This is a genomic window from Streptomyces griseosporeus (assembly GCF_014656055.1).
In the GTDB taxonomy this organism is placed as follows: domain Bacteria; phylum Actinomycetota; class Actinomycetes; order Streptomycetales; family Streptomycetaceae; genus Streptomyces; species Streptomyces griseosporeus.
This window is the reverse complement of sequence record NZ_BNBR01000008.1, coordinates 201,584-224,551: the sequence shown is the minus strand read 5'-3', so window position 1 is coordinate 224,551 and position 22,968 is coordinate 201,584. Positions and strand designations below refer to the sequence as shown.

Below are 22,968 nucleotides of genomic sequence, written 5' to 3'. Positions count from 1 at the left end.
CCCAGGTGCGGGGCCCGTTCCCGTACCCCCGGGACCCCTCGCCGGGTTAGCGTGGCGATCACGGGGACCCGAGGGGGAGACATGAGGCACAGGGGCACCGCCCGCCCGCGGGGAGCCGCGCCGACCACGACGGCCCTGCTGGCCGCCGTCGCCGCGCTGACGGCCCTGACCGGGTGCGGCGGCTCCGACGACGGCGCCGCCCGCCCGGACGCCACGGGCGGCACCGTGAGCGCCGCACCGCGCCCCGACCCCCGTACGGCGGACGCGCTGCGCGCCGTCGAGCGGGCCGTCGCCGGGGCGGGCTCGGCCCGGATCAGCTCCACCACGGCCATGGGCGACCTGCTCTCCACCCGCACCGAGGGCGCCCTGGACTGGGCCGGCGACTCCACCGGCACCCTGCGCATCACCTACACCGGCGGCAGCCTCACCGAGCCCCTGCGCAAGCTCGGCACCACCACCATGGAGGCCCGTCTGCTACCCGACGCCTACTACGCCCGGGTCGGCGAGGACTTCGCCCGGCGGATGGGCGGCCGGCACTGGATCCGCTACGACTTCGACGACCTCGCCGAGCTGCCCGGCGACTCCGGCGCCTACCTCCGCGACCAGCTCCGCGACACCGCGCCCGTGCTGCCCGTGAGGCTCCTGCTGGCCTCCGGCACGGTGCGCGAGACGGGCCGGGAGACGGTAGGGGGCCGCGCCACCCGGCACTACACCGGCACCGTCGACGTCTCCGCGCTCGGCGACGTGGCCCTGCGCCGGCAGCTCACCGACGCCGGCGTCACCGCGGAGCAGGTCGACATCTGGGTCGACGAGAAGAACCTGCTGGTCAAGAAGGTGGAGAAGGCCGAGATGACGTCCGGCCCGATGACCCAGACGGCGTACTACGACACCTACGGCGTGCCGGTCGCCGTACAGCGGCCGCCGGCCGGGGACACCGAGGACTTCGAGGCACTCATGGGCGGCCAGGGGTCCTGACAAATCGAGCGACTGATCGGTAACCCGCGGGTTAGGCTCGTCCGGCCGCCGTGTGGCGGCCATGTGTTTCCTTGGGGGGAAATCGATGAAGCGTGCCGTGTCCACCGCTGCCCTCGCCGGGCTGCTCCTGGCGGGTGCCGTCGGCTGCGGCAAGGGCGAGCAGTCTCCGGACCTGGAGCCCGCGGCGGCCGTGGCCCGGGCCGCGAAGAACGCCGACGCCGTCACCTCGTTCCGCTACCGGCTCGACGGCCGGGTGCCCGGCGAGGGCCGGGTGCGCGGCGAGGCCGCGATGAGCACGAAGCCGCCCGCCCTGAGCATGAAGATCACGCCCGAGGACCAGGCCGACGCCGGACAGGTCGAGATCCGGTTCGTGGACAAGGCGATGTACATCAACGGCGGCGCCGAGGCGGCCGGCGAGATGGACGGCAAGAGCTGGATCAAGTTCGACATGTCCAAGGCGGGCAAGGAAGCCAACCCGCTCGCGGGGGCCGGGGCCACGGCCGAGCAGAACCCGGCGGCCCAGTCCACCTTCCTGGCCGGCGCCGACGACGTGCGCGAGGTCGGCACCGAGACCGTCGACGGGGTGAAGACCACCCACTACCAGGGCACCGCCACCCTCGACGCCCTGGAGAAGTCGCTGAAGGGCACCGACAAGGCGAGTCGCGACAAGCGGCAGAAGAGCCTCGACGAGTTCGAGAAGCTGGGCATCGACAAGCTCTCCATGGACCTGTGGGTCGACGGCGAGGACCACACCAAGCGGTTCCGGATGCGCGGCGACGCCGACAAGGGCCCGCTCGACATGACGATCACCTTCTACGACGTGAACAAGCCCGTCACCGTCACGGCGCCGCCGGCGAAGGACGTCGCCGACCTCGCCGAGATGATGAAGGGCGTCCAGGGCTGACGCCCGTATCGGCGATTTGCTTGACGGCGTACCCGTCCCGTACTCTCCTACAGAAGCCAAAGACCGCTGGTCGTTGCCGTGCCCCATTCGGGGTCGGTGGCCGAAGGATCCGCTGTTCAATGCGGACGACCCGCGCAGGTGACTGTGGAAGAACTCCCGGAGCATACGTGTGTTCACGCACGTGCGAACCGGTCGAGTCCGCCCCGTGCGCCTGCGCCGGGGCGTTTCGTTTTTCCCAGTCCTCCTTCGGGTCCGCGCGGTCCGAATCACCCGGAAGGAGGCCGAGGCTCTATGGCGAGGCCCGACAAGGCTGCCGCGGTTGCCGAGCTGACGGACAAGTTCCGCAACTCGTCTGCTGCCGTGCTGACCGAGTACCGCGGTCTCACCGTCGCGCAGACCAGGAAGCTGCGTCTCGCACTCGGTGAGAACGCCCAGTACGCCGTGGTGAAGAACACGCTGACCAAGATTGCGGCCAACGAGGCCGGGATCACGACGCTGGACGACCTGTTCAACGGTCCGACGGCTGTCGCCTTCGTCACCGGTGACCCGGTGGAGTCGGCGAAGGGTCTCCGTGACTTCGCCAAGGAAAACCCGAATCTCGTCATCAAGGGCGGTGTCCTTGACGGCAAGGCGCTGTCCGCCGACGAGATCAAGAAGCTTGCGGACCTCGAGTCCCGCGAGGTTCTGCTCAGCAAGCTGGCCGGTGCCTTCAAGGCGAAGCAGTCCCAGGCTGCCTCCGTCTTCCAGGCGCTGCCGTCGAAGCTCGTCCGCACCGTGGACGCGCTGCGCGCCAAGCAGGCCGAGCAGGGCGGTGCCGAGTAATTCGGCTCGCTTTCCGACCCACGCCGACCGACCGGCGAGGGTCCTAGCGGGCCCGACGTACGCCCGCCTTATCCAGTACATCCGGCACCTGCCGAATTGAGTGGAAGGACCGCCATCATGGCGAAGCTGACCCAGGACGAGCTGCTCGCGCAGTTCGAGGAGATGACCCTCATCGAGCTCTCCGAGTTCGTGAAGGCGTTCGAGGAGAAGTTCGACGTCACCGCCGCCGCTGCCGCGCCGGTCGTCGTCGCCGGTGGTGCCGCCGGTGGCGCCGCCGCCGAGGCCGAGGAGGAGAAGGACGAGTTCGACGTCATCCTCACCGGCGCCGGCGACAAGAAGATCCAGGTCATCAAGGTCGTGCGTGAGCTGACCTCCCTGGGCCTGAAGGAGGCCAAGGACCTCGTCGACGGCACCCCGAAGCCGGTCCTCGAGAAGGTCAACAAGGAGCAGGCCGACAAGGCCGCCGAGGCCCTCAAGGGCGCCGGCGCCTCCGTCGAGGTCAAGTAAGACCTTCGCGACCGCATGAACGGCCCTCAGGGGCTGTAACGCGAACGCACCGAAGGGCGATCATCCATCCGGGTGGTCGCCCTTCGGCGTTCCCCGGGGGACGGCCCGGGCTGCCTTGCACCTGTGTTCGTGAGGGGTAAGGTGATCTTCGTCGTGTCTCGGCCGCCCCGGTTCGGGCAAGGGGGGCCTTGACGAACCGCACGCAGCGCGCAATTCTCAGGACGCGTCGTCACAAGGATCCGAATCCGAGGCATGGATCGACGACGAAGAGGGCAGTATCAACGTGCGTTGAGGGCAGGCATGCCGCAGGCGTTGAGAACAGTGGAGTCTCCGAAAATGCGGGACTGGACATCAGTGTGCCTTGTGGCTACACTGACCCTTTGCGCTGCCTGTTAGCTGTCCCCTGCCCGTCACCAGGGGTCTGCCCTCACTCGAGCACTGACCGACAGATGATCTCCGACCTGGGATCTCTGTCTCTGTGTACGGGGGAGGGGCCGGTACGCGCGTAGTGAGTCCGAGCCCTCGGAAGGACCCCCTCTTGGCCGCCTCGCGCACTGCCTCGACCGCGAATACGAACAACGGCGCCAGCACCGCCCCGCTGCGCATCTCCTTTGCAAAGATCAAGGAGCCTCTCGAGGTTCCGAACCTGCTCGCGCTGCAGACCGAGAGCTTTGACTGGCTGCTCGGCAACACCGCCTGGCAGAGTCGGGTCGAGGAGGCTCTCGAGAACGGTCAGGACGTCCCCACCAAGTCCGGCCTCGAGGAGATCTTCGAGGAGATCTCCCCGATCGAGGACTTCTCGGGGTCGATGTCGCTGACCTTCCGCGACCACCGCTTCGAGCCGCCGAAGAACTCGATCGACGAGTGCAAGGAGCGCGACTTCACCTACGCCGCGCCGCTCTTCGTCACGGCCGAGTTCACCAACAACGAGACCGGCGAGATCAAGTCCCAGACCGTCTTCATGGGCGACTTCCCGCTCATGACGAACAAGGGCACGTTCGTCATCAACGGCACCGAGCGTGTCGTGGTGTCGCAGCTGGTCCGTTCCCCCGGTGTCTACTTCGACTCCAGCATCGACAAGACGTCCGACAAGGACATCTTCTCCGCCAAGATCATCCCGTCCCGGGGTGCCTGGCTGGAGATGGAGATCGACAAGCGCGACATGGTCGGTGTCCGCATCGACCGCAAGCGCAAGCAGTCCGTGACCGTCCTGCTCAAGGCGCTCGGCTGGACCACCGAGCAGATCCTCGAGGAGTTCGGCGAGTACGAGTCCATGCGCGCCACCCTGGAGAAGGACCACACCCAGGGCCAGGACGACGCGCTGCTCGACATCTACCGCAAGCTGCGCCCGGGCGAGCCCCCCACGCGTGAGGCCGCGCAGACGCTGCTGGAGAACCTCTACTTCAACCCCAAGCGCTACGACCTGGCCAAGGTCGGCCGCTACAAGGTCAACAAGAAGCTGGGCACGGACACCCCGCTGGACGCCGGGATCCTGACCGTCGAGGACATCATCGCGACGATCAAGTACCTGGTGAAGCTGCACGCCGGTGAGACCGAGACCGTCGGCGACAACGGCCAGCCGGTCGTCGTCGAGACCGACGACATCGACCACTTCGGCAACCGCCGCCTGCGCAGCGTCGGCGAGCTCATCCAGAACCAGGTCCGCACGGGTCTGGCCCGTATGGAGCGTGTCGTCCGCGAGCGGATGACGACCCAGGACGTCGAGGCGATCACGCCGCAGACCCTGATCAACATCCGGCCGGTCGTCGCCTCCATCAAGGAGTTCTTCGGCACCAGCCAGCTGTCCCAGTTCATGGACCAGAACAACCCGCTGTCCGGGCTGACGCACAAGCGTCGTCTGTCCGCGCTCGGCCCGGGTGGTCTCTCCCGTGAGCGGGCCGGCTTCGAGGTCCGTGACGTCCACCCGTCGCACTACGGCCGCATGTGCCCGATCGAGACCCCCGAAGGCCCGAACATCGGTCTGATCGGCTCGCTCGCCACCTACGGCCGCGTCAACGCGTTCGGTTTCGTCGAGACCCCGTACCGCAAGGTCGTCGACGGCCAGGTCACCGACGAGGTGAACTACCTGACCGCCGACGAGGAGGACCGCTTCGTCATCGCGCAGGCCAACGCGCCGCTCACCGCCGACATGCGGTTCGAGGAGGCCCGCGTCCTGGTCCGCCGCCGTGGCGGCGAGGTCGACTACGTCGCCCCCGAGGACGTGGACTACATGGACGTCTCGCCGCGCCAGATGGTGTCGGTCGCGACCGCCATGATCCCGTTCCTCGAGCACGACGACGCCAACCGTGCCCTCATGGGCGCGAACATGATGCGCCAGGCCGTGCCGCTGATTAAGTCCGAGGCCCCGCTCGTCGGCACCGGCATGGAGTACCGCTCCGCCGTCGACGCCGGCGACGTGGTCAAGGCCGAGAAGGACGGTGTGGTCCAGGAGGTCTCCGCGGACTACATCACCACCGCCAACGACGACGGCACGTACATCACGTACCGCCTGGCCAAGTTCTCCCGGTCCAACCAGGGCACCTCGGTCAACCAGAAGGTCATCGTCAACGAGGGCGACCGCGTCATCACGGGCCAGGTGCTCGCCGACGGCCCGGCCACCCAGAACGGCGAGATGGCGCTCGGCAAGAACCTGCTCGTGGCGTTCATGCCGTGGGAGGGTCACAACTACGAGGACGCGATCATCCTGTCGCAGCGCCTCGTGCAGGACGACGTCCTCTCCTCGATCCACATCGAGGAGCACGAGGTCGACGCCCGTGACACCAAGCTCGGCCCCGAGGAGATCACCCGGGACATCCCGAACGTCTCCGAGGAGGTCCTCGCCGACCTCGACGAGCGCGGCATCATCCGCATCGGTGCCGAGGTCATCGCCGGTGACATCCTCGTCGGCAAGGTCACGCCCAAGGGTGAGACCGAGCTGACGCCGGAGGAGCGCCTGCTGCGCGCCATCTTCGGTGAGAAGGCCCGTGAGGTCCGTGACACCTCGCTGAAGGTGCCGCACGGCGAGACCGGCAAGGTCATCGGTGTGCGCGTCTTCGACCGCGAGGAGGGCGACGAGCTGCCGCCGGGCGTGAACCAGCTGGTCCGCGTCTACGTCGCGCAGAAGCGCAAGATCACCGACGGTGACAAGCTCGCCGGCCGCCACGGCAACAAGGGTGTCATCTCCAAGATCCTGCCGATCGAGGACATGCCGTTCCTGGAGGACGGCACGCCGGTCGACATCATCCTCAACCCGCTGGGTGTGCCGTCCCGAATGAACCCGGGACAGGTCCTGGAGATCCACCTCGGCTGGCTCGCCAGCCGCGGCTGGGACGTCTCCGGCCTGGCGGACGAGTGGGCGCAGCGCCTCCAGGCGATCGGCGCCGACAAGGTCGAGCCCGGCACCAACGTCGCCACCCCGGTCTTCGACGGTGCGCGTGAGGACGAGCTCGCGGGTCTGCTGCAGCACACCATCCCGAACCGCGACGGCGAGCGCATGGTGCTCCCGTCCGGCAAGGCGCGGCTGTTCGACGGCCGCAGCGGTGAGCCGTTCCCGGACCCGATCTCGGTCGGCTACATGTACATCCTGAAGCTGCACCACCTGGTCGACGACAAGCTGCACGCCCGCTCGACCGGTCCGTACTCGATGATCACCCAGCAGCCGCTGGGTGGTAAGGCCCAGTTCGGTGGCCAGCGCTTCGGTGAGATGGAGGTGTGGGCGCTGGAGGCTTACGGCGCCGCCTACGCCCTCCAGGAGCTGCTGACCATCAAGTCCGACGACGTCACCGGCCGCGTGAAGGTCTACGAGGCCATCGTCAAGGGCGAGAACATCCCTGAGCCCGGCATTCCCGAGTCCTTCAAGGTGCTCATCAAGGAAATGCAGTCCCTGTGCCTCAACGTGGAGGTGCTGTCCTCGGACGGCATGTCCATCGAGATGCGCGACACCGACGAGGACGTCTTCCGCGCTGCGGAGGAGCTCGGTATCGACCTGTCCCGGCGCGAGCCGAGCAGCGTCGAAGAGGTCTGACGGGAGTCCGGTACGGGGACTCGGTGAAGTCCGCTGAGTCCCCGGCCGGCCCCAGGACCCCCGTTTCAGACCCCAAGACTTACAACCCTGAGAGGGATTGACGCATAGTGCTCGACGTCAACTTCTTCGACGAGCTCCGGATCGGTCTGGCCACCGCTGACGACATCCGTCAGTGGAGCCACGGCGAGGTCAAGAAGCCGGAGACCATCAACTACCGCACGCTCAAGCCCGAAAAGGACGGACTCTTCTGCGAGAAGATCTTCGGTCCGACCCGGGACTGGGAGTGCTACTGCGGCAAGTACAAGCGCGTCCGCTTCAAGGGCATCATCTGCGAGCGCTGTGGCGTCGAGGTCACCCGCGCCAAGGTGCGCCGTGAGCGGATGGGCCACATCGAGCTGGCCGCCCCCGTCACGCACATCTGGTACTTCAAGGGCGTTCCGTCGCGCCTTGGCTACCTGCTCGACCTCGCCCCGAAGGACCTGGAGAAGGTCATCTACTTCGCGGCGTACATGATCACGTACGTCGACGAGGAGCGCCGTACCCGCGACCTGCCCTCCCTGGAGGCGCACGTCTCGGTCGAGCGCCAGCAGATCGAGAACCGCCGGGACGCCGACCTGGAGGCCCGCGCCAAGAAGCTCGAGGCCGACCTGGCCGAGTTGGAGGCCGAGGGTGCCAAGGCCGACGTGCGCCGCAAGGTGCGCGAGGGTGCCGAGCGTGAGATGAAGCAGCTGCGCGACCGTGCGCAGCGCGAGATCGACCGCCTCGACGAGGTGTGGACCCGCTTCAAGAACCTCAAGGTCCAGGACCTGGAGGGCGACGAGCTGCTCTACCGCGAGCTGCGTGACCGCTTCGGCACGTACTTCGACGGTTCGATGGGTGCCGCGGCGCTGCAGAAGCGCCTGGAGTCCTTCGACCTGGAGGAGGAGGCGGAGAAGCTCCGGGAGATCATCCGCACCGGCAAGGGCCAGAAGAAGACCCGTGCGCTCAAGCGCCTGAAGGTCGTCTCGGCGTTCCTGCAGACCTCCAACAGCCCCAAGGGCATGGTCCTGGACTGCGTCCCGGTCATCCCGCCGGACCTGCGTCCGATGGTGCAGCTGGACGGTGGCCGCTTCGCGACCTCCGACCTGAACGACCTGTACCGCCGTGTCATCAACCGCAACAACCGTCTGAAGCGCCTGCTCGACCTGGGCGCTCCGGAGATCATCGTCAACAACGAGAAGCGCATGCTTCAGGAGGCTGTTGACGCCCTCTTCGACAACGGTCGTCGCGGCCGGCCGGTGACCGGTCCCGGCAACCGCCCGCTGAAGTCCCTCAGCGACATGCTGAAGGGCAAGCAGGGCCGCTTCCGTCAGAACCTGCTCGGCAAGCGTGTCGACTACTCGGCGCGTTCCGTGATCGTCGTCGGTCCGCAGCTGAAGCTGCACCAGTGCGGTCTGCCGAAGGCGATGGCGCTGGAGCTGTTCAAGCCGTTCGTGATGAAGCGCCTGGTCGACCTGAACCACGCGCAGAACATCAAGAGCGCCAAGCGGATGGTCGAGCGCGGCCGCACCGTGGTGTACGACGTCCTCGAAGAGGTCATCGCCGAGCACCCGGTGCTGCTGAACCGTGCGCCCACCCTGCACCGCCTCGGCATCCAGGCCTTCGAGCCGCAGCTGGTCGAGGGCAAGGCCATCCAGATCCACCCGCTCGTCTGCACCGCGTTCAACGCGGACTTCGACGGTGACCAGATGGCCGTGCACCTGCCGCTGTCCGCGGAGGCGCAGGCCGAGGCCCGCATCCTGATGCTGTCCTCGAACAACATCCTCAAGCCGGCCGACGGCCGTCCGGTGACGATGCCGACCCAGGACATGGTCCTCGGTCTGTTCTTCCTCACCACGGACGCCGAGGGCCGGGGCGCCAAGGGCGAGGACCGTGCGTTCGCGTCGGTCGCCGAGGCGATCATGGCGTTCGACGCGGGCGAGCTGTCGCTGCAGGCGCCGGTGCACATCCGCTTCCCGGTGGGCACCATCCCGCCGCGCGGCTGGGTCCCGCCGGTGCGCGAGGAGGGCGAGCCGGAGTGGCAGCAGGGTGACAGCTTCACGCTGAAGACCACGCTGGGCCGTGCGCTCTTCAACGAGCTGCTGCCCGAGGACTACCCGTTCGTCGACTACGAGGTCGGCAAGAAGCAGCTCTCCGAGATCGTCAACGACCTCGCCGAGCGCTACCCGAAGGTCATCGTGGCGGCGACGCTCGACAACCTGAAGGCGTCCGGCTTCTACTGGGCGACCCGTTCCGGTGTCACCGTGGCCATCTCCGACGTCGTCGTCCCCGAGGCGAAGAAGGAGATCGTCAAGGGCTACGAGGCGCAGGACGAGAAGGTCCAGAAGCAGTACGAGCGCGGTCTGATCACCAAGGACGAGCGCACGCAGGAGCTCATCGCGATCTGGACCAAGGCGACCAACGAGGTCGCCGAGGCGATGAACGACAACTTCCCGAAGACCAACCCGATCTTCATGATGGTGAACTCGGGTGCACGAGGCAACATGATGCAGATGCGTCAGATCGCCGGTATGCGTGGTCTGGTGTCGAACGCGAAGAACGAGACGATCCCGCGGCCCATCAAGGCCTCGTTCCGTGAGGGTCTGTCCGTGCTGGAGTACTTCATCTCCACGCACGGTGCCCGTAAGGGTCTGGCGGACACCGCTCTGCGTACCGCCGACTCGGGTTACCTCACCCGTCGTCTGGTCGACGTCTCCCAGGACGTCATCATCCGCGAGGAGGACTGCGGCACCGACCGCGGCCTCAAGCTCAAGATCGCGGAGCGGGGCGCGGACGGCGTGCTGCGCAAGGCGGACGACGTCGAGACGTCCGTGTACGCGCGCTGCCTCGCCGAGGACATCGTGGTCGACGGCCAGGTGCTGGCCCCGGCCGGCACCGACCTGGGCGACGTCCTCATCGAGGAGCTCGTCCAGCGCGGCGTCGAGGAGGTCAAGACCCGCTCGGTCCTGACCTGCGAGTCCGCCGTCGGTACCTGCGCGATGTGCTACGGCCGTTCGCTCGCCACCGGCAAGCTGGTCGACATCGGTGAGGCGGTCGGCATCATCGCCGCCCAGTCCATCGGTGAGCCCGGTACCCAGCTGACGATGCGTACCTTCCACACCGGTGGTGTGGCCGGTGACGACATCACCCAGGGTCTGCCGCGTGTCGTCGAGCTCTTCGAGGCCCGTACCCCGAAGGGTGTCGCCCCGATCTCCGAGGCCTCCGGCCGCGTGCGGATCGAGGAGACCGAGAAGACCAAGAAGATCGTCATCACGCCGGACGACGGCAGCGACGAGACGGCGTACCCGATCTCGAAGCGCGCCCGTCTCCTGGTCAGCGAGGGCGAGCACGTCGAGGTGGGCCAGAAGCTCACCGTGGGTGCCACCAACCCGCACGACGTGCTGCGCATCCTGGGCCAGCGTGCCGTCCAGGTCCACCTGGTCGGCGAGGTCCAGAAGGTGTACAACTCGCAGGGTGTGTCGATCCACGACAAGCACATCGAGATCATCATCCGGCAGATGCTCCGCCGTGTGACGATCATCGAGTCCGGCGACGCCGAGCTGCTGCCCGGTGAGCTGGTCGAGCGCTCGAAGTTCGAGCACGAGAACCGTCGTGTGGTCCAGGAGGGCGGTCACCCGGCCTCCGGTCGTCCGCAGCTCATGGGTATCACCAAGGCCTCGCTGGCGACCGAGTCCTGGCTGTCGGCGGCGTCCTTCCAGGAGACGACCAGGGTCCTCACGGACGCGGCGATCAACGCCAAGTCCGACTCCCTGATCGGCCTCAAGGAGAACGTCATCATCGGTAAGCTCATCCCGGCCGGTACGGGTCTGTCCCGCTACCGCAACATCCGGGTCGAGCCGACCGAGGAGGCCAAGGCCGCGATGTACTCGGCCGTCGGCTACGACGACATCGACTACTCGCCGTTCGGCACGGGCTCCGGCCAGGCCGTCCCGCTGGAGGACTACGACTACGGTCCGTACAACCAGTAAGCGAGCGATCGCATGAGACGAAGGGCGGTCACCCCGTGCGGGGTGGCCGCCCTTCGGCGTTCGCCGGGCGCGGTCAGAACGTGGCGACGTCCCAGGTGACGTTGAGTTCGTCGAGTTCGCGGTCGGAGACCAGCAGGGAGCGCTGGAGGCGGCGCAGGGACGGGGAGGGTTCCAGTCCCAGTTCGTTCACCAGTGTGGTGCGCATGCGCTGGTAGGCGTCGAGTGCCTCGCAGCGGCGGCCGGAGCGGTAGAGCGCCAGCATGAGGTGGGCGCAGAAGCCCTCATGGGTGGGGTGGTGGGCGGTGACGCTCCGCAGCTCACCGAGGAGTTCGTGATGGCGGCCGAGCCGGAGGTCGGCCTCGATCCTGCGGTCGAGGACGTTGAGCCGGGCCTCCTCGATCCGCTGCACCTCTATGCCCAGCTGGGGGCCCACCTCGACGTCGGCGAGGGCGCGGCCGCGCCACAGGCCGAGGGCCTCGGTGAAGCTCCGCGAGGCGGCCTCGAAGTCGCCCTTCTCCCGGGCGCGGTGTCCGGCGCAGGCCAGCTGCTCGAACTGCTCAAGGACCACCGCGGTTCCCGGGGCGCGCAGCAGATAGCCGCCGGGGAGGGTGACCAGGATGTCCTTGGCCTCGGGGAACTGGCCCGGTGGGCGGCGCGCGGCGGACTCGGCGATACGTTTGCGCAGATGCAGGATGTACCCCTGTACGGCCGTCTTCGCGGTGGCCGGCGGTTCGGGTCCCCAGAGTTCTCCCATGAGGGAGGGCAGGGGGACCAGCCGGTTGGTGTAGACGGCGAGCATCGCCAGGACGGTGCGCGGCTTGGAAGCCGTCGGGACAATCGAAGCGGACTTCTGCGAGACCTCAAGCGGTCCCAGGACATCGATCTCCATCGAACTCCCCCGTTGCGGTGGTGCACAAGTGGATCGACCGTGCTGACGACATCGCATCTCCCGGTGTGTGGAAGCGACGTGGGGAAACCGGCATACGCGGCAGGGCGCCGCGTGGGCGCGGGATGACCGCGCCGTGCGGCGCCCTGCCGGGATCACGCCTCACGTTCCAGCTCTTGAGCTTTCATGTTCCCCCATTGCTCGTGGTGGAGCAGGCTCGGTCAGTGATCTCTCGGTGATCTTTTTGAACGTTTCTGGCGGTGAATGTCCTTATCTGGGCGCGATGCTACTTCATGTGTCCCGGTGCCGGATCGCCGCTTGGCGGTATCCGGTCGGGCCTTATATCGGAACGTGATTCTGCGGGGAGCGCCCGGTGCATGGGAAGAGGCCGGTCCCGCCCGGCCCGTCGATCACGGGTTCCGGGCATGGATTCGGCCGAAAACCGACGTCAGGGAGGGTGTCGGAGCGTCAGGACGCCAGGGAGGTCCGGGCCAATCCGGACAGGACGGTGAGGGCGTCGGTGTCGAAGATCGACTCACAGGCGCGGCTCACCGCGTAGCAGAGGAAATACCGTTCCGCCAGGGCGATGCCGACGCTGCTCAGGGAAAGGTAGAGCAGGCTGGTCAGCAGTCGGGTGGCCAGAAAGGACGGGTCGCGGTCGAGGAAGTCACGCAGCCCGTCGGAGCCCTCGACAATGCGGTGGAACGCGCTTTCGGACAGGCCCTTGCCGTCCGGGCCGGTGTCCGGGGGCTGCTCCTCGGTGTCCAGGGCGAGGTCGGTTCCGGCGCGGAACAGCTCGGTCACCGCGGGCTTGGCGGCGCGCATCGCCTCGTACCACTGCCGCGCGGGCAGGGAGACCACCGGGCCGCGCTCCTCGCACTGGGTGAGGACGCCGTCGACCAGGCGCTCCAGGGTGGCGGCGGCGCGGGTGTACTTCGCGTCCATCATCGCCTGCGCGGCCTTCGGGTCGCGGCTGGAGGCCAGGAACGCCTCCGCGTGCGAGCGGTAGCTGAGGAAGCCGAGCGGCACGCCCTCGCGCAGCTCCTCCCACTGGCGGGGGCCGGGGGCCGCGGAGACGCTGACCGCACGCAGATGCGCGGACATGAGTTCGACGGCACTGGCCAGCAGGGCGGGCCTGCCCTGTTCGGCGGCCTCGGTGGCGGCGAGCAGCGCGGGGCATACGGCGGCCAGCGCGGCGCGGGTCACCGGGCCGAGGGCCGCCCCCGCGAAGACCGAGCCGGCGAGCGGGACGAGCGTCGCCGGGCCGGCCGCGACCTGCACGGGGAGGCCCAGCCCGGCGGCGAGCGCGCGGGCCCGGGCGGCGTACGGCTCGGCGAGGTCCGTGCCGGGGGTCACCTCCAGCTGGACGACCAGGGCGGGCTGGGCCGCGCCGACGCCCCGCAGGAAGAACCCGGGCGCGGGCTCGGCCCCCGGCTCCGCGGGCTCCCGCAGCAGCGGCCGCACGACACCGGCGACCAGGGCGGGTACGGCGTCGGCGGGGGCGTCGAGCCCGATCTCCAGCCAGGCCGCCCCGGCTGCGTGTGCCGCCTCGGCCGGGGCCTGCCCCGGCCCCGAGGTCACACCAGCTCCGGCTGGGACATGGCCATCTCGAAGGCCAGCTCGATCAGGGTGAGACCGGCGATGTCACGCGGGAGGCGGATGCCGTGGTCGTCCTCGACCAGGCCGCGGCCGCGCAGGAAGTCCGCGAGGGGCGCGACCGTGGGCCGCAGCAGCACCTCGGCGAGGTCCGTGCCGGTGCGCTGCCGCCAGTCCTCGCGGGGGATGCCGTCGAACATGGCGAGCCCGGCCTGCAGCAGCGACACCAGGACGCGGTCCTGGCCCGCCGGCACGTCGATGTCGAAGGCGTGCGGATCGTCGACGTAGGAGTGCAGCAGGCCCTTCTGGTGGGACTTGAACCGCTGGTCCACCAGGGAGATCGCGCCCGAACCCAGGCCGACGGTGTCGGCGCGGTGCTGGAAGTACATGGAGGCGAACGGCGACACCTTGCCGAAGTAGCCGTTGGCGTACTCGCTGAGGCCGAAGCCCTCGATCGCCCGGCGGGCCCGCGTGAACAGCGCCTGCTGGCGGCGCAGGTACGTCCGCCGCTCCGAGGAGTCCATCCGGCGGCGCATGAACGTGCCCGGGGTGGGCCGGAACGAGTACAGCGAGAGGTGGTTGACCGGCAGCTCAAGAGCACGGTCGACGGTCCGGTCCAGCTCGTCGGCCTCCTGGTCGGGGAAGCCGGACATGATGTCGATGGAGACGTCCTCGAACCCCGCGGCCCGCGCGGCGTGCACGATGCGCCCGGCCTGCTCCGCGGTGTGCCGGCGGCCCAGGCGGCGCAGCCGGTCGTCGTCGAAGGACTGCACGCCGCTGGAGACCCGGTTGAATCCGAGACCGCGGTAGAAGGACAGCTTCCGCTCGTCGACGGTGTCCGGGCTGCACTCGATGGTCGCCTCGGCCACCGTGCTCATGTCGAAGGAGGAGTGCAGCGCCTCCATGACCGCCGCGGTCTCCTGCTCGTCGAGGCTGCTGGCCGTGCCGCCGCCCCAGTAGAGGACATGGGGGATGTCACCTGCCGCGCGATGCATCGCGCCCCGCTCTGCGATTTCCGCGCAGAGTGCGGAGATGTACTTCTGGCGCACCGAGTCACCGGGCTTGCGCAGGAGATCCTTCGTCGGGATGGCCTGGACCCAGTCGCAGAACGTGCACTTCGAATGGCAGAAAGGGATGTGCACATAGATCATCAGCAGGTTCTGCCGCATGCGGATTCCTTTCGGGTCGAGAAAAGCGGCGCCCTGTACCGGATCGCTCCGGTACAGGGCGCCGTCTCCATCAGGAGGAGCAGGAACAGCAGCACTCGCAGGTGGTGCACGAGGCCGACATGACCTTGGCCACGACCTCGCTGTCCTCCAGTCGGCTCTCGTCCAGGAACTCGGAGATCTCGAGAGCGTCGATGTCCAGGTCGGACAGGTGTGCAGCGTCCACCGGAAACCCCTTCCATGTCGACGGTAATTTACTTCGCGCATTTCCTGCAGCGCGTGCCTCGGAGGCTATGCAGCGGGTCTTCCGTGAGTCAAGGATTCCGGCCCTTTTGCATTTCTGCTGATCCCCCGCTGCTGTACTGCTGTGACGGCACAAAAAGGCCGCTAAAGCGCTGCTAACCATGCGCTTCGGGTCTGCTGCGGAACCGCCGTGTAGGTGGTTCAGGGCTGGGTGAATGCGCAGGTGGGGAGAGTAACGGAGAAAGAGTCCTCCGTTTCCTCGGTGTCTTGTTCGGAATTCCCGGGTGGCGTTACATGGGCCGGGTCCCTTCCGGCCGTTCGCAGAGGAATTCACATGACGCAGAACTCCCAGGCAATGACCTCGCACGCAATGACCGGTGACTTCGTCCTGCCGGAGCTGGAGGACGTACGCGCCGAGGCGGCCACGGTGGACACCCGTGCCGTCCTCGCCCTCGCCGAGGGCGAGGAGCCGGCCGAGTCGCGGGCGGCGGTCGCGCTCGCCCTGTGGGAGGACCGCTCGATCGGCACCGCCGAGCTGCAGGCGGCCGCGGAGGCCCGGTGCGGGGCCCGCCGCCCCCGGCTGCACACCTTCGTGCCGCTCTACACCACCAACTACTGCGACTCCGAGTGCAAGATGTGCTCCATGCGGAAGGGCAACCACCGCCTCGACCGCAAGTTCTCCGGCCGCAAGGAGATCACCGAGCAGCTGGAGATCCTCTACCACCACGAGGGCGTCCGCGGGGTCGGCTTCCTCACCGGCGAGTACGAGGACAAGCACACCCGGCTCGCCTCCGCCTTCCGGATCGGCTGGGCCATCCGCACCGCCCTGGACCTGGGCTTCGAGCGGGTCTACTTCAACATCGGCAGCATGGAGCAGGACGAGATCGACGTCCTCGGCGAGTGGATCGGCCGGGAGGACCCGGTCACCATGTGCGTGTTCCAGGAGAGCTACGACCGCGAGACGTACCGCCGCTTCATGGGCAAGACCTCCGTCGGGGTACCCAAGGCCGACTTCGACCGCCGGGTGGTCTCCTTCGACCGCTGGCTGGACGCCGGCTACCGGTATGTGAACCCCGGGGTGCTGGTCGGGCTGCACGACGACCTCTCCGCCGAGCTGGTGAGCCTGGTCGCGCACGGCGACCATCTGCGCTCCCGGGGCGCGACCGCCGACCTGTCGGTGCCGCGGATGCGGCCGGCCATGAAGTCCCGGGACACCACGCGGGTCGGCGACGACGACTACCTGCGGCTGATGTCGGTGGTCGCCTTCACCTGTCCCGAGCAGCGGCTCGTCCTCACCACGCGGGAGCCGCAGGAGTTCCAGGACGTCGCGCTGGGCCTGGCCGGCGTGATCTCGCCCGGCAGCCCCGACGTCGCCCCCTACCGGGCCGGCTGCGAGGCCCGCAACGACGAGAAGTCCTCCCAGTTCCTCGTCGCCGACCTGCGCCGGCCGCGGCACATCCTCGGCCGTATCGAGGCGTCCGGCACACCCGTCGACCACTTCGTGAACCCCGCGGGCGAGGCGTCCCGGGCGGTCTGAGGCACCGGTGGACGCGGAGACGCCGATGGACACCGAGACGCCGAGGGACACGGAGACGCCGATGCACACCGGGACGTCGACGGGCCCGGAGACGCCCACCGTCTACCTGGTGCACGGGCTGCTGGGCACCGGCCACGGGCACTTCGCCGCGCAGATCCGGGCCTGGCACGGCCGACTGCGGACCGTACCCGTGGATCTGCCCGGTCACGGCCGCTGCCGCCGTGACGCCGCCGAGGACTACTTCGACGACGCGCTGCGCTACCTCGTCGCCGTGCTGGAACGCTTCGGGCCCGGCCGGCTGATCGGCGCCTCCTACCTGGGCGGGCCGCTCGCCCACCGCTGCGCGGCCACCCGGCCCGACCTGGTCGCCTCGCTGGTGCTGACCGGGTTCGCGCCGGACGTCTCCCGCGACGCGTTCCTCTCGCTGATCGCCGGTTTCGAGGGGCTCGCCGCGCAGCAGCCGGCCCTGGCCGCCGAGTACGAGCAGCTGCACGGCACCCGGTGGAAGCGGACGCTCGACGCGGTCACCGGGCATGTCGAGCGGGACTTCGAGCGGACCGCGCTGGTCCGCGCGGCGGACGTGGCCGCGCTCACCGTCCCGACGCTCGTCCTCAATGGCTCCCTGAAGTCCGTCGAACGCGCGGCGGCCGAGCAGGCGCCCGGCTGGGGCGGCCGGGTCCGCGGCCGGGTCGTCCCCGGCGCCGGCCATCTGGTCGGCCACGACCGGCCGCGGGAGTTCAACGAGGCGGTCGAGGACTTCTGGCGCACCGCGCACGACGCACCCGCCGGTCCCCGAACGACGCAGAAGGGCGACACGTGACATCTCAGCGCACCACACCCCGGACGCCGGACGACGTACCGGACCTGCAGGAGGAGCTGGCCGGGCTGCTCCAGGAGGACGACCCGCGGCGGCGGCTCGACTCGCTGGAGACGGTCGTCGTCCTGTCGTACTTCGCCCGGCAGGCACCCGGGCGGACCCTGCCCGAACTGCCCGACGCGCCGCGCACGATCGAGGGGTGGGTGACATGGGCCGACCAGCGTTCCAGCGCTTCCTGACCCCCCGTCACCTCCCGGCGGGCCGGGCCTGTGCCGTGACCGGCGTCCGCTGGGGCGGCGACTTCGCCGCCTGGGACGACCTGCTCACCGCCGGCCGCGACCTGGCCGCGCAGGTGCGTCCCGGCGGCGCGTACGCGATCGACCCCACCGCCGGACTCCCCGCGCTGGCCGCGCTGTTCGCCGTGGCCACCGTGCCGGACACGGTCCTGCTCTGGGCGTCGCCGCGCACCCTCGGCGTCACCGGGCGGGAGATCGCCCCGGCGCTGCACGCCCTCCCGGACGACGGGTCCGTACCGCTCGCGGCACAGGAGCGCCCGCTGTGGGGCGTGTGCACCTCCGGCAGCTCCGGCGCGCCCAAGGTGGCCGTCGGCCCCGCCGACGAGTGGGAGCAGATCGCCCTGCACGCCGAGGCGGCGATGTACGCGGACGCGTTCCCCGCGGGCCCGCCCGAGGCGCTGGCCACCTGTCTGCCGCTGGGCTTCTCCGCCGCGTTCTTCATGTGCGTCCTGCCCGCCCTCTACCTGAAACGGGACCTGGTCGTGCACCCGCCGCACGACTGGAGCCCGCTGTACGACCTCGCCCGCGACCGGCGCGTGCTGGCCCTCGGCGTCCCGGCCCTGGCCGCGGCGGCCTGCCTGTCCGCGCCCGCCGCCACCGACCTCGGCTCCGTCGCCCTGTTCCTCGGCGGCGGCCACCTCAGCGCCCCGCGGGTCGAGCTGATCCGCCGCCACTTCACCGGCGCCGCCGTCAGCAACCTGTACGGCACCGCCGAGACCGGCGCCATCGCCCTCGACCACGACCCCGGCCACAACCGGCACGTCGGCCGGCCGATCCCCGGCAAGTCCGTGTGGCTGACCGGCACCGACGAACGCGGCATCGGCACGGTCGCCGTCGCCGGCCCCGGCTGCTGCCGGCGCACCTGGCGGCCCGGCAGCCCGCCCTCCGCCCCCGCCGACCACGTGACCGGCACCGACTACGGCCGCTTCGACGCCGACGGCAACCTCTGCCTCGAAGGCCGCCTCGACGGCGCCGAGAAGCTCGCCGGAGTGCTCGTACGGCCCCGGGAGATCGAGCGCCACGTCCTCGCCCTCGACGGGGTCAGCGACGTACGGGTCACCGTCGAGACCGCCCCGACCGGCCTGGAGTTCCTGGCCGCCACGGTGGTCGGCAGCGTCGACGCGGACACCGTCCGCGCGCATTGCGCCGCCCTCCCCGAACAGCACCGGCCCAGCCGGATCAGCTGCGCCTCCGAGCAGGAGGCCGCAACCGTCTACAGCGCGCACGGGAAGCTCTGACATGACAGACGTGGCAGCAGACAGGGCACAGCCGGCCGGCCCGGCCGCCGACCCGCTGACCGACACCCTCACCCGCACCTACCGGCTCCGCGCCGACGCCTTCTACGTCCGCCAGCAGGACGGCGTCTGGCTCGGCAACAACACCGGCTCCTTCTCCGTCCGCGGCCAGGGCGCCTACCAGCTGGTCAGCTCCCTCTTCGCCGGGCTGGACGGCGAACGCACCCTCCAGGACCTCTACGGCGACCTGCCCGACCGGGCCCGCCGGTCCGTGCTGGGGCTGGTGCGGGCCATGCTGCGCAACGGCTTCATCAAGGAGGTCGCCCACCCCGTCGAGCCGGTGCCCGGCTGGATGCGCGAGCGGTACGCCACCCACCTGGCGTTCCTCGAACACCACGCCGACCGCCCGGTCACCCGCCTCCAGCAGGTCCGCACGGCACGCGTGGTGTGCGCGGGCCGCGGCACCGCGCTGCACGCCCTGCTGGACGCGCTGCGCGAGTTCGGCATCGCCCGGCTCGACGTGGTCCCGGACGGCGACGACGACCTGACCGCCGTACAGCAGGTGCTGAAGGAGACCGCCGCGGCGGATCCCGGGGCGCGCTGGCGGCTGCGCGACCCGCTCGCGGCGGACGGACCGGCCGCGCTGGCCGGACACCCCGACGTCGAGGGCGCCGACGCCGTCCTGCTCGCCTACGACAGCGCCGACGCCGCCGCGCTGGCCCGCGCCCAGCACGCGCTGTGGCGCGCCGGGGTGACCGTCGGCGTCCTCGCCCGGTGCGGCGACTTCGTCACCGCGCTCGAACCCGGGCTGGGCACCCCGTACTGCTGGGAGTGCGTGCACCGCTCGATCGCCGTCCGGGCCACCGGCGACACCGCGGGCCTCGCCCCGGCGGTCGCCCCGGCCGCGGTCGGCGCGCTGCGGGTCGCGCAGCACACCTTCGCCCGGCTGGCCGGGGTCCGGCCGCCCGGGGACAAGCCGGTGACCACCGTCGAACCCCTCGTCCCCGCGGTGCGCGGCCACGCCGCCCGGCGGCACCCGCGCTGCCCGCACCACGAGCCCGCCGTACCGCGGCAGCTGCCGCCCGCCGGGGCCGCCGCACCCGAGGACGCCGTGCGGCCCGACATCCCGCGCTCCGAGGACCCGCCCGAGCGGGTGCGGATCTCCGACCGGATCGTGGCGGCCTGCGCCGCCCTGACGGACGCGGTCACCGGCCCGCTGCTCGCGCTCGGCGAGGAGGACCTGGCCCAGCTGCCGCTGTCGGCCAGTGCCTGCCAGGTCGCCGACCCGGACGGCGGTGCCCACGCGCCCGCCGCCCTCGGCGTGGTGTGCCGGGCGCTGTCGCCGCGCGAGGCCCGCAACCAGGTCGTGCTGTGCGCGGTGGAGTCGCTGGCCGGCCGCCTCACCGCAGGGGACGCGCGCTACGGCGCGGTCGGCGCCGGCTGGTCCCTGGGCGAGGCCCGGCTGCGCGCCCGGCTGCACGCGGCGCTCGGCCGGCCCACGCCGGACCTCCACTGGGCTCCGGCGCCGGAGGAGCCGCCGCCCGGCGACACCGCGGCAGGCTACCTCGCCGGGGTGCTGGCCGCCGAGGGCACGCCCTGGACCGCCACCGCCGTCGAGGAGCTGCCCGACGGTGTCGTCCGCGCCCACGTGCGCACCCGCGACGGCGCGGTCACCGCGGGCGTGGGCACCGACCGGGAACGGGCGGTGGGACACGCCCTCCTCAACGCGGTGGCGCGCGTCCTGCCGCTGCCCGGGAACGCCCAGGAGGCCACCGCCTTCCTGGCCCCGGCCACCGCGACCTGGACCGCCGCGCCCACCGCCGAAGGCGAACGCGAGATCACCGGCCTGCTGCCCTTCCTCACCGACACCGACACCGACACCGACACCGACACCGACACCGACACCGGCACCCGCAGCGGGGGAGAGGCCGGCGCCCGCGTCCGCGTCGTGGCCCTGCCCGTGTCCGAGGAGGCGTCATGAGTACGGCGACCACCCCGCAGCCCCGCACAGGGCCGGCCGGGCCGCCGGTCGTCGTCGGGCGGGGCGTGCTCGCCGAGCATCTGGTCCGGCGCCTCGGCCGCGACGACACCCCCGACCCGGACGGCGGTGCACGCTTCGGCCGGTCCTCCAGGGCGACCGTCCTCGTCGCCGGGCTCGACGGGCTCGGCGAGTTCCAGGACACCGTCGTCGACTGCCTGGCCACCGGACGCTCCCTGCTCTTCGTCGGCAGCTGGCGCTCGCTCGTCTACATCGGTCCCGTCTGGCGCCCCGGCACCCAGGGCTGCCCGCGCTGCCTGGTGACCCGGACCGCCAACTCGCCCTTCGGGCCCGGCCTGGAGGGCGACAGCCTCGCCGAGTCCTGGCCGCACGGCGCCGACGTCCGCATCTGGGGACCCGGCGTGCTGCGGCTGGTGGAGGAGTACGTCCGCGCCCGGCTCGCGTCCTGCCAGGGGCCGGCCGGCCCGGCCGACGGCCGCGTCCTCGTCCTCGACGGCGCCGCCGGCACGGTCGAGCAGCAGACCCTGCTGCCGGACTCCGGCTGCCCGAACTGCGGCAGCCTCCGCGAGGACACCGTGCCCGCGCTGACCCCCGCCGCCGTCCCGCTCACCAAGCTCACCCCGGCCACCCTGCGCACCGGACGGCTGCCCGCGGACGCCGTCCGCGGCGACTACCTCTACGCCGGCCTCGGCCTGTTCAAGGAGCTGCGGCAGGACCTGCAGAGCCCCTTCGGGGCCTGCTCGGTGGAGCTGCCGCCGCGCTGGGGCCGCCGCGAGCCCGCCATCGGCCGCGCCGCCGACTACGCCACCAGCCGCACCGTCGCCGTCCTGGAGGGGCTGGAACGCTACGCCGGCCTGCACCGCGGCGGCACCCTGCCCCCCGTGCGGGCCCGCTACGCGGACGTGGCCGACCAGGCCCTGTACCCGCCGGACCTGGGCACCCACCCGGAGGAGAGCTACGCCTCCGAAGGCTTCCGGTACCGGCCCTTCGACCCCGGCACCGAGATCGACTGGGTGGGCGCGTACTCCTTCCGCCGCGACGGACGCGTCCTCGTCCCGGAGCGCGCCGCGTTCTGGGGACCGCGCCACGACGACGAGATCTCCTTCTTCTACGACACCTCGAACGGCTGCGCCCTCGGCAACAGCGTCGAGGAGGCCGTCCTGCACGGCCTGCGCGAACTCGCCGAGCGGGACGCCTTCCTGCTCACCTGGTACCGCGAACTCGACGTCCCAGAGGTCGCCCTCGACGGCACCTCGCCCGCCCTGGACCACCTGCTGGCCAAGTCCCGCCTCTTCACCGGCTTCGACTTCCGCTGCTTCGACGCCACGATGGAGTACGGCGTCCCGGCGCTGCTGCTCACCGCCGAGAACGACAGCGGCGACGGGCCCCGGCTCTTCGCGGGCTGCGGCGCGCACCCCGACCCCGTCCAGGCCGTCACCGGCGCCCTGCACGAGCTGGTGGGCACGGTCCTCGCCACCCGGGACGCCTACGAGCGCCGCCGCCCCGACGCGCTGCGCATGCTCGACGACCCGTTCCTCATCCGCCGCATGGAGGACCACTCCACGGTCGGCGCGCTGCCCGAGGCCCGCGACCGCTTCTCCTTCCTCCTCGACCGGCCCCGCACCGGCGACCCCGTCCCGCTCGGCCGGGTCCGCTCGACGCTCCGCACGCAGGACGCCGACCTGCGGGCCGACCTGTACGCGGCCGTCTCCGGCGTCCTCGACTGCGGCCTCGACGTCCTGGTCGTCGACCAGACCATGCCCGAGCTGCGCCGCAACGGCCTGCACTGCGTCCGGGTGCTGGTGCCGGGCCTGATCCCGATGACCTTCGGCCACCGCAACCGCCGTACCCGCGGCCTGCCCCGGCTCACGGAGGGCACCACCCTGCCCTACCGCAGCCTGCTGGCCCCCGGCCGGGAGATCGGCGCCGTCCCGCACCCCTTCCCGTAGGACAT

General features: G+C 70.5%; 16 protein-coding genes. 12 read left to right on the top strand and 4 right to left on the bottom strand.

Annotation, left to right across the window (positions count from 1 at the left end; genetic code table 11):
* Nucleotides 1-81: 81 nt before the first annotated feature.
* The 6 genes from IE308_RS32420 (at nucleotide 82) to IE308_RS32395 (ending at nucleotide 11,239) form a co-directional block, all read left to right on the top strand.
* The gene (locus tag IE308_RS32420) at nucleotides 82-975 is read left to right on the top strand and encodes an SCO4651 family lipoprotein (RefSeq protein WP_190220619.1); all 894 of its coding nucleotides are present in this window, start codon (nucleotides 82-84) and stop codon (nucleotides 973-975) included.
* Nucleotides 976-1,060: 85 nt separating this feature from the next.
* Complete coding sequence (locus IE308_RS32415; RefSeq protein WP_190220618.1) at nucleotides 1,061-1,879, top strand: SCO4651 family lipoprotein; 819 nt, start codon at nucleotides 1,061-1,063, stop codon at nucleotides 1,877-1,879.
* A gap of 291 nt (nucleotides 1,880-2,170) precedes the next feature.
* Nucleotides 2,171-2,701: a 50S ribosomal protein L10 gene (gene rplJ / locus IE308_RS32410; protein ID WP_110629788.1), complete on the top strand. Its 531-nt coding sequence runs from the start codon at nucleotides 2,171-2,173 to the stop codon at nucleotides 2,699-2,701.
* Between the two features lie 117 nt (nucleotides 2,702-2,818).
* Entirely contained in the window at nucleotides 2,819-3,208 is a 390-nt protein-coding gene (gene rplL, locus IE308_RS32405) for a 50S ribosomal protein L7/L12 (protein ID WP_110629789.1), read from the top strand.
* Nucleotides 3,209-3,746: 538 nt separating this feature from the next.
* Nucleotides 3,747-7,232 (top strand): DNA-directed RNA polymerase subunit beta, encoded by a 3,486-nt coding sequence (rpoB, locus tag IE308_RS32400; RefSeq protein WP_110629790.1) that lies wholly within the window; start codon nucleotides 3,747-3,749, stop codon nucleotides 7,230-7,232.
* A 107-nt stretch (nucleotides 7,233-7,339) separates the two neighbouring features.
* On the top strand, nucleotides 7,340-11,239 hold the full coding sequence (locus tag IE308_RS32395) for a DNA-directed RNA polymerase subunit beta' (RefSeq protein ID WP_190220617.1): 3,900 nt from the start codon (nucleotides 7,340-7,342) through the stop codon (nucleotides 11,237-11,239).
* A gap of 73 nt (nucleotides 11,240-11,312) precedes the next feature.
* Here IE308_RS32395 and IE308_RS32390 read toward each other — a convergent pair whose 3' ends face one another.
* The 4 genes from IE308_RS32390 to IE308_RS32375 all read right to left on the bottom strand — a co-directional run bounded on the left by IE308_RS32390 (nucleotide 11,313) and on the right by IE308_RS32375 (nucleotide 15,113).
* Nucleotides 11,313-12,128 (bottom strand): AfsR/SARP family transcriptional regulator, encoded by an 816-nt coding sequence (locus tag IE308_RS32390; protein WP_110629792.1) that lies wholly within the window; start codon nucleotides 12,126-12,128, stop codon nucleotides 11,313-11,315.
* Nucleotides 12,129-12,593: 465 nt separating this feature from the next.
* Entirely contained in the window at nucleotides 12,594-13,706 is a 1,113-nt protein-coding gene (locus IE308_RS32385; RefSeq protein ID WP_190220616.1) for a lantibiotic dehydratase C-terminal domain-containing protein, read from the bottom strand.
* A complete protein-coding gene (locus IE308_RS32380; protein WP_190220615.1) occupies nucleotides 13,703-14,890 on the bottom strand; it encodes a radical SAM protein in 1,188 nt (395 codons plus the stop codon). Before IE308_RS32380 ends, IE308_RS32385 begins: the two co-directional genes overlap by 4 nt.
* A gap of 70 nt (nucleotides 14,891-14,960) precedes the next feature.
* On the bottom strand, nucleotides 14,961-15,113 hold the full coding sequence (locus tag IE308_RS32375; RefSeq protein ID WP_162655577.1) for a thiocillin/thiostrepton family thiazolyl peptide: 153 nt from the start codon (nucleotides 15,111-15,113) through the stop codon (nucleotides 14,961-14,963).
* Between the two features lie 351 nt (nucleotides 15,114-15,464).
* On the opposite strand from IE308_RS32375, the gene nocL reads away from it, so the two are divergent.
* From nocL to IE308_RS32345, 6 genes are read left to right on the top strand one after another with little or no spacing between them, the layout of a single operon-like run.
* Nucleotides 15,465-16,667, top strand: a complete 1,203-nt coding sequence (gene nocL / locus IE308_RS32370; RefSeq protein WP_110629796.1) for a 3-methyl-2-indolic acid synthase — start codon at nucleotides 15,465-15,467, stop codon at nucleotides 16,665-16,667.
* A gap of 25 nt (nucleotides 16,668-16,692) precedes the next feature.
* Entirely contained in the window at nucleotides 16,693-17,487 is a 795-nt protein-coding gene (locus IE308_RS32365) for an alpha/beta fold hydrolase (protein WP_190220614.1), read from the top strand.
* Nucleotides 17,484-17,723: a hypothetical protein gene (locus IE308_RS32360; RefSeq protein WP_190220613.1), complete on the top strand. Its 240-nt coding sequence runs from the start codon at nucleotides 17,484-17,486 to the stop codon at nucleotides 17,721-17,723. The genes IE308_RS32365 and IE308_RS32360 overlap by 4 nt, the downstream gene beginning before the upstream one ends.
* Complete coding sequence (locus IE308_RS32355) at nucleotides 17,693-19,018, top strand: AMP-binding protein (protein ID WP_190220612.1); 1,326 nt, start codon at nucleotides 17,693-17,695, stop codon at nucleotides 19,016-19,018. Before IE308_RS32360 ends, IE308_RS32355 begins: the two co-directional genes overlap by 31 nt.
* Before the next feature lie 10 nt (nucleotides 19,019-19,028).
* The gene (locus IE308_RS32350; protein WP_190220611.1) at nucleotides 19,029-20,996 is read left to right on the top strand and encodes a hypothetical protein; all 1,968 of its coding nucleotides are present in this window, start codon (nucleotides 19,029-19,031) and stop codon (nucleotides 20,994-20,996) included.
* The gene (locus IE308_RS32345; protein WP_190220610.1) at nucleotides 20,993-22,963 is read left to right on the top strand and encodes a TOMM precursor leader peptide-binding protein; all 1,971 of its coding nucleotides are present in this window, start codon (nucleotides 20,993-20,995) and stop codon (nucleotides 22,961-22,963) included. The genes IE308_RS32350 and IE308_RS32345 overlap by 4 nt, the downstream gene beginning before the upstream one ends.
* Nucleotides 22,964-22,968: the final 5 nt, after the last annotated feature.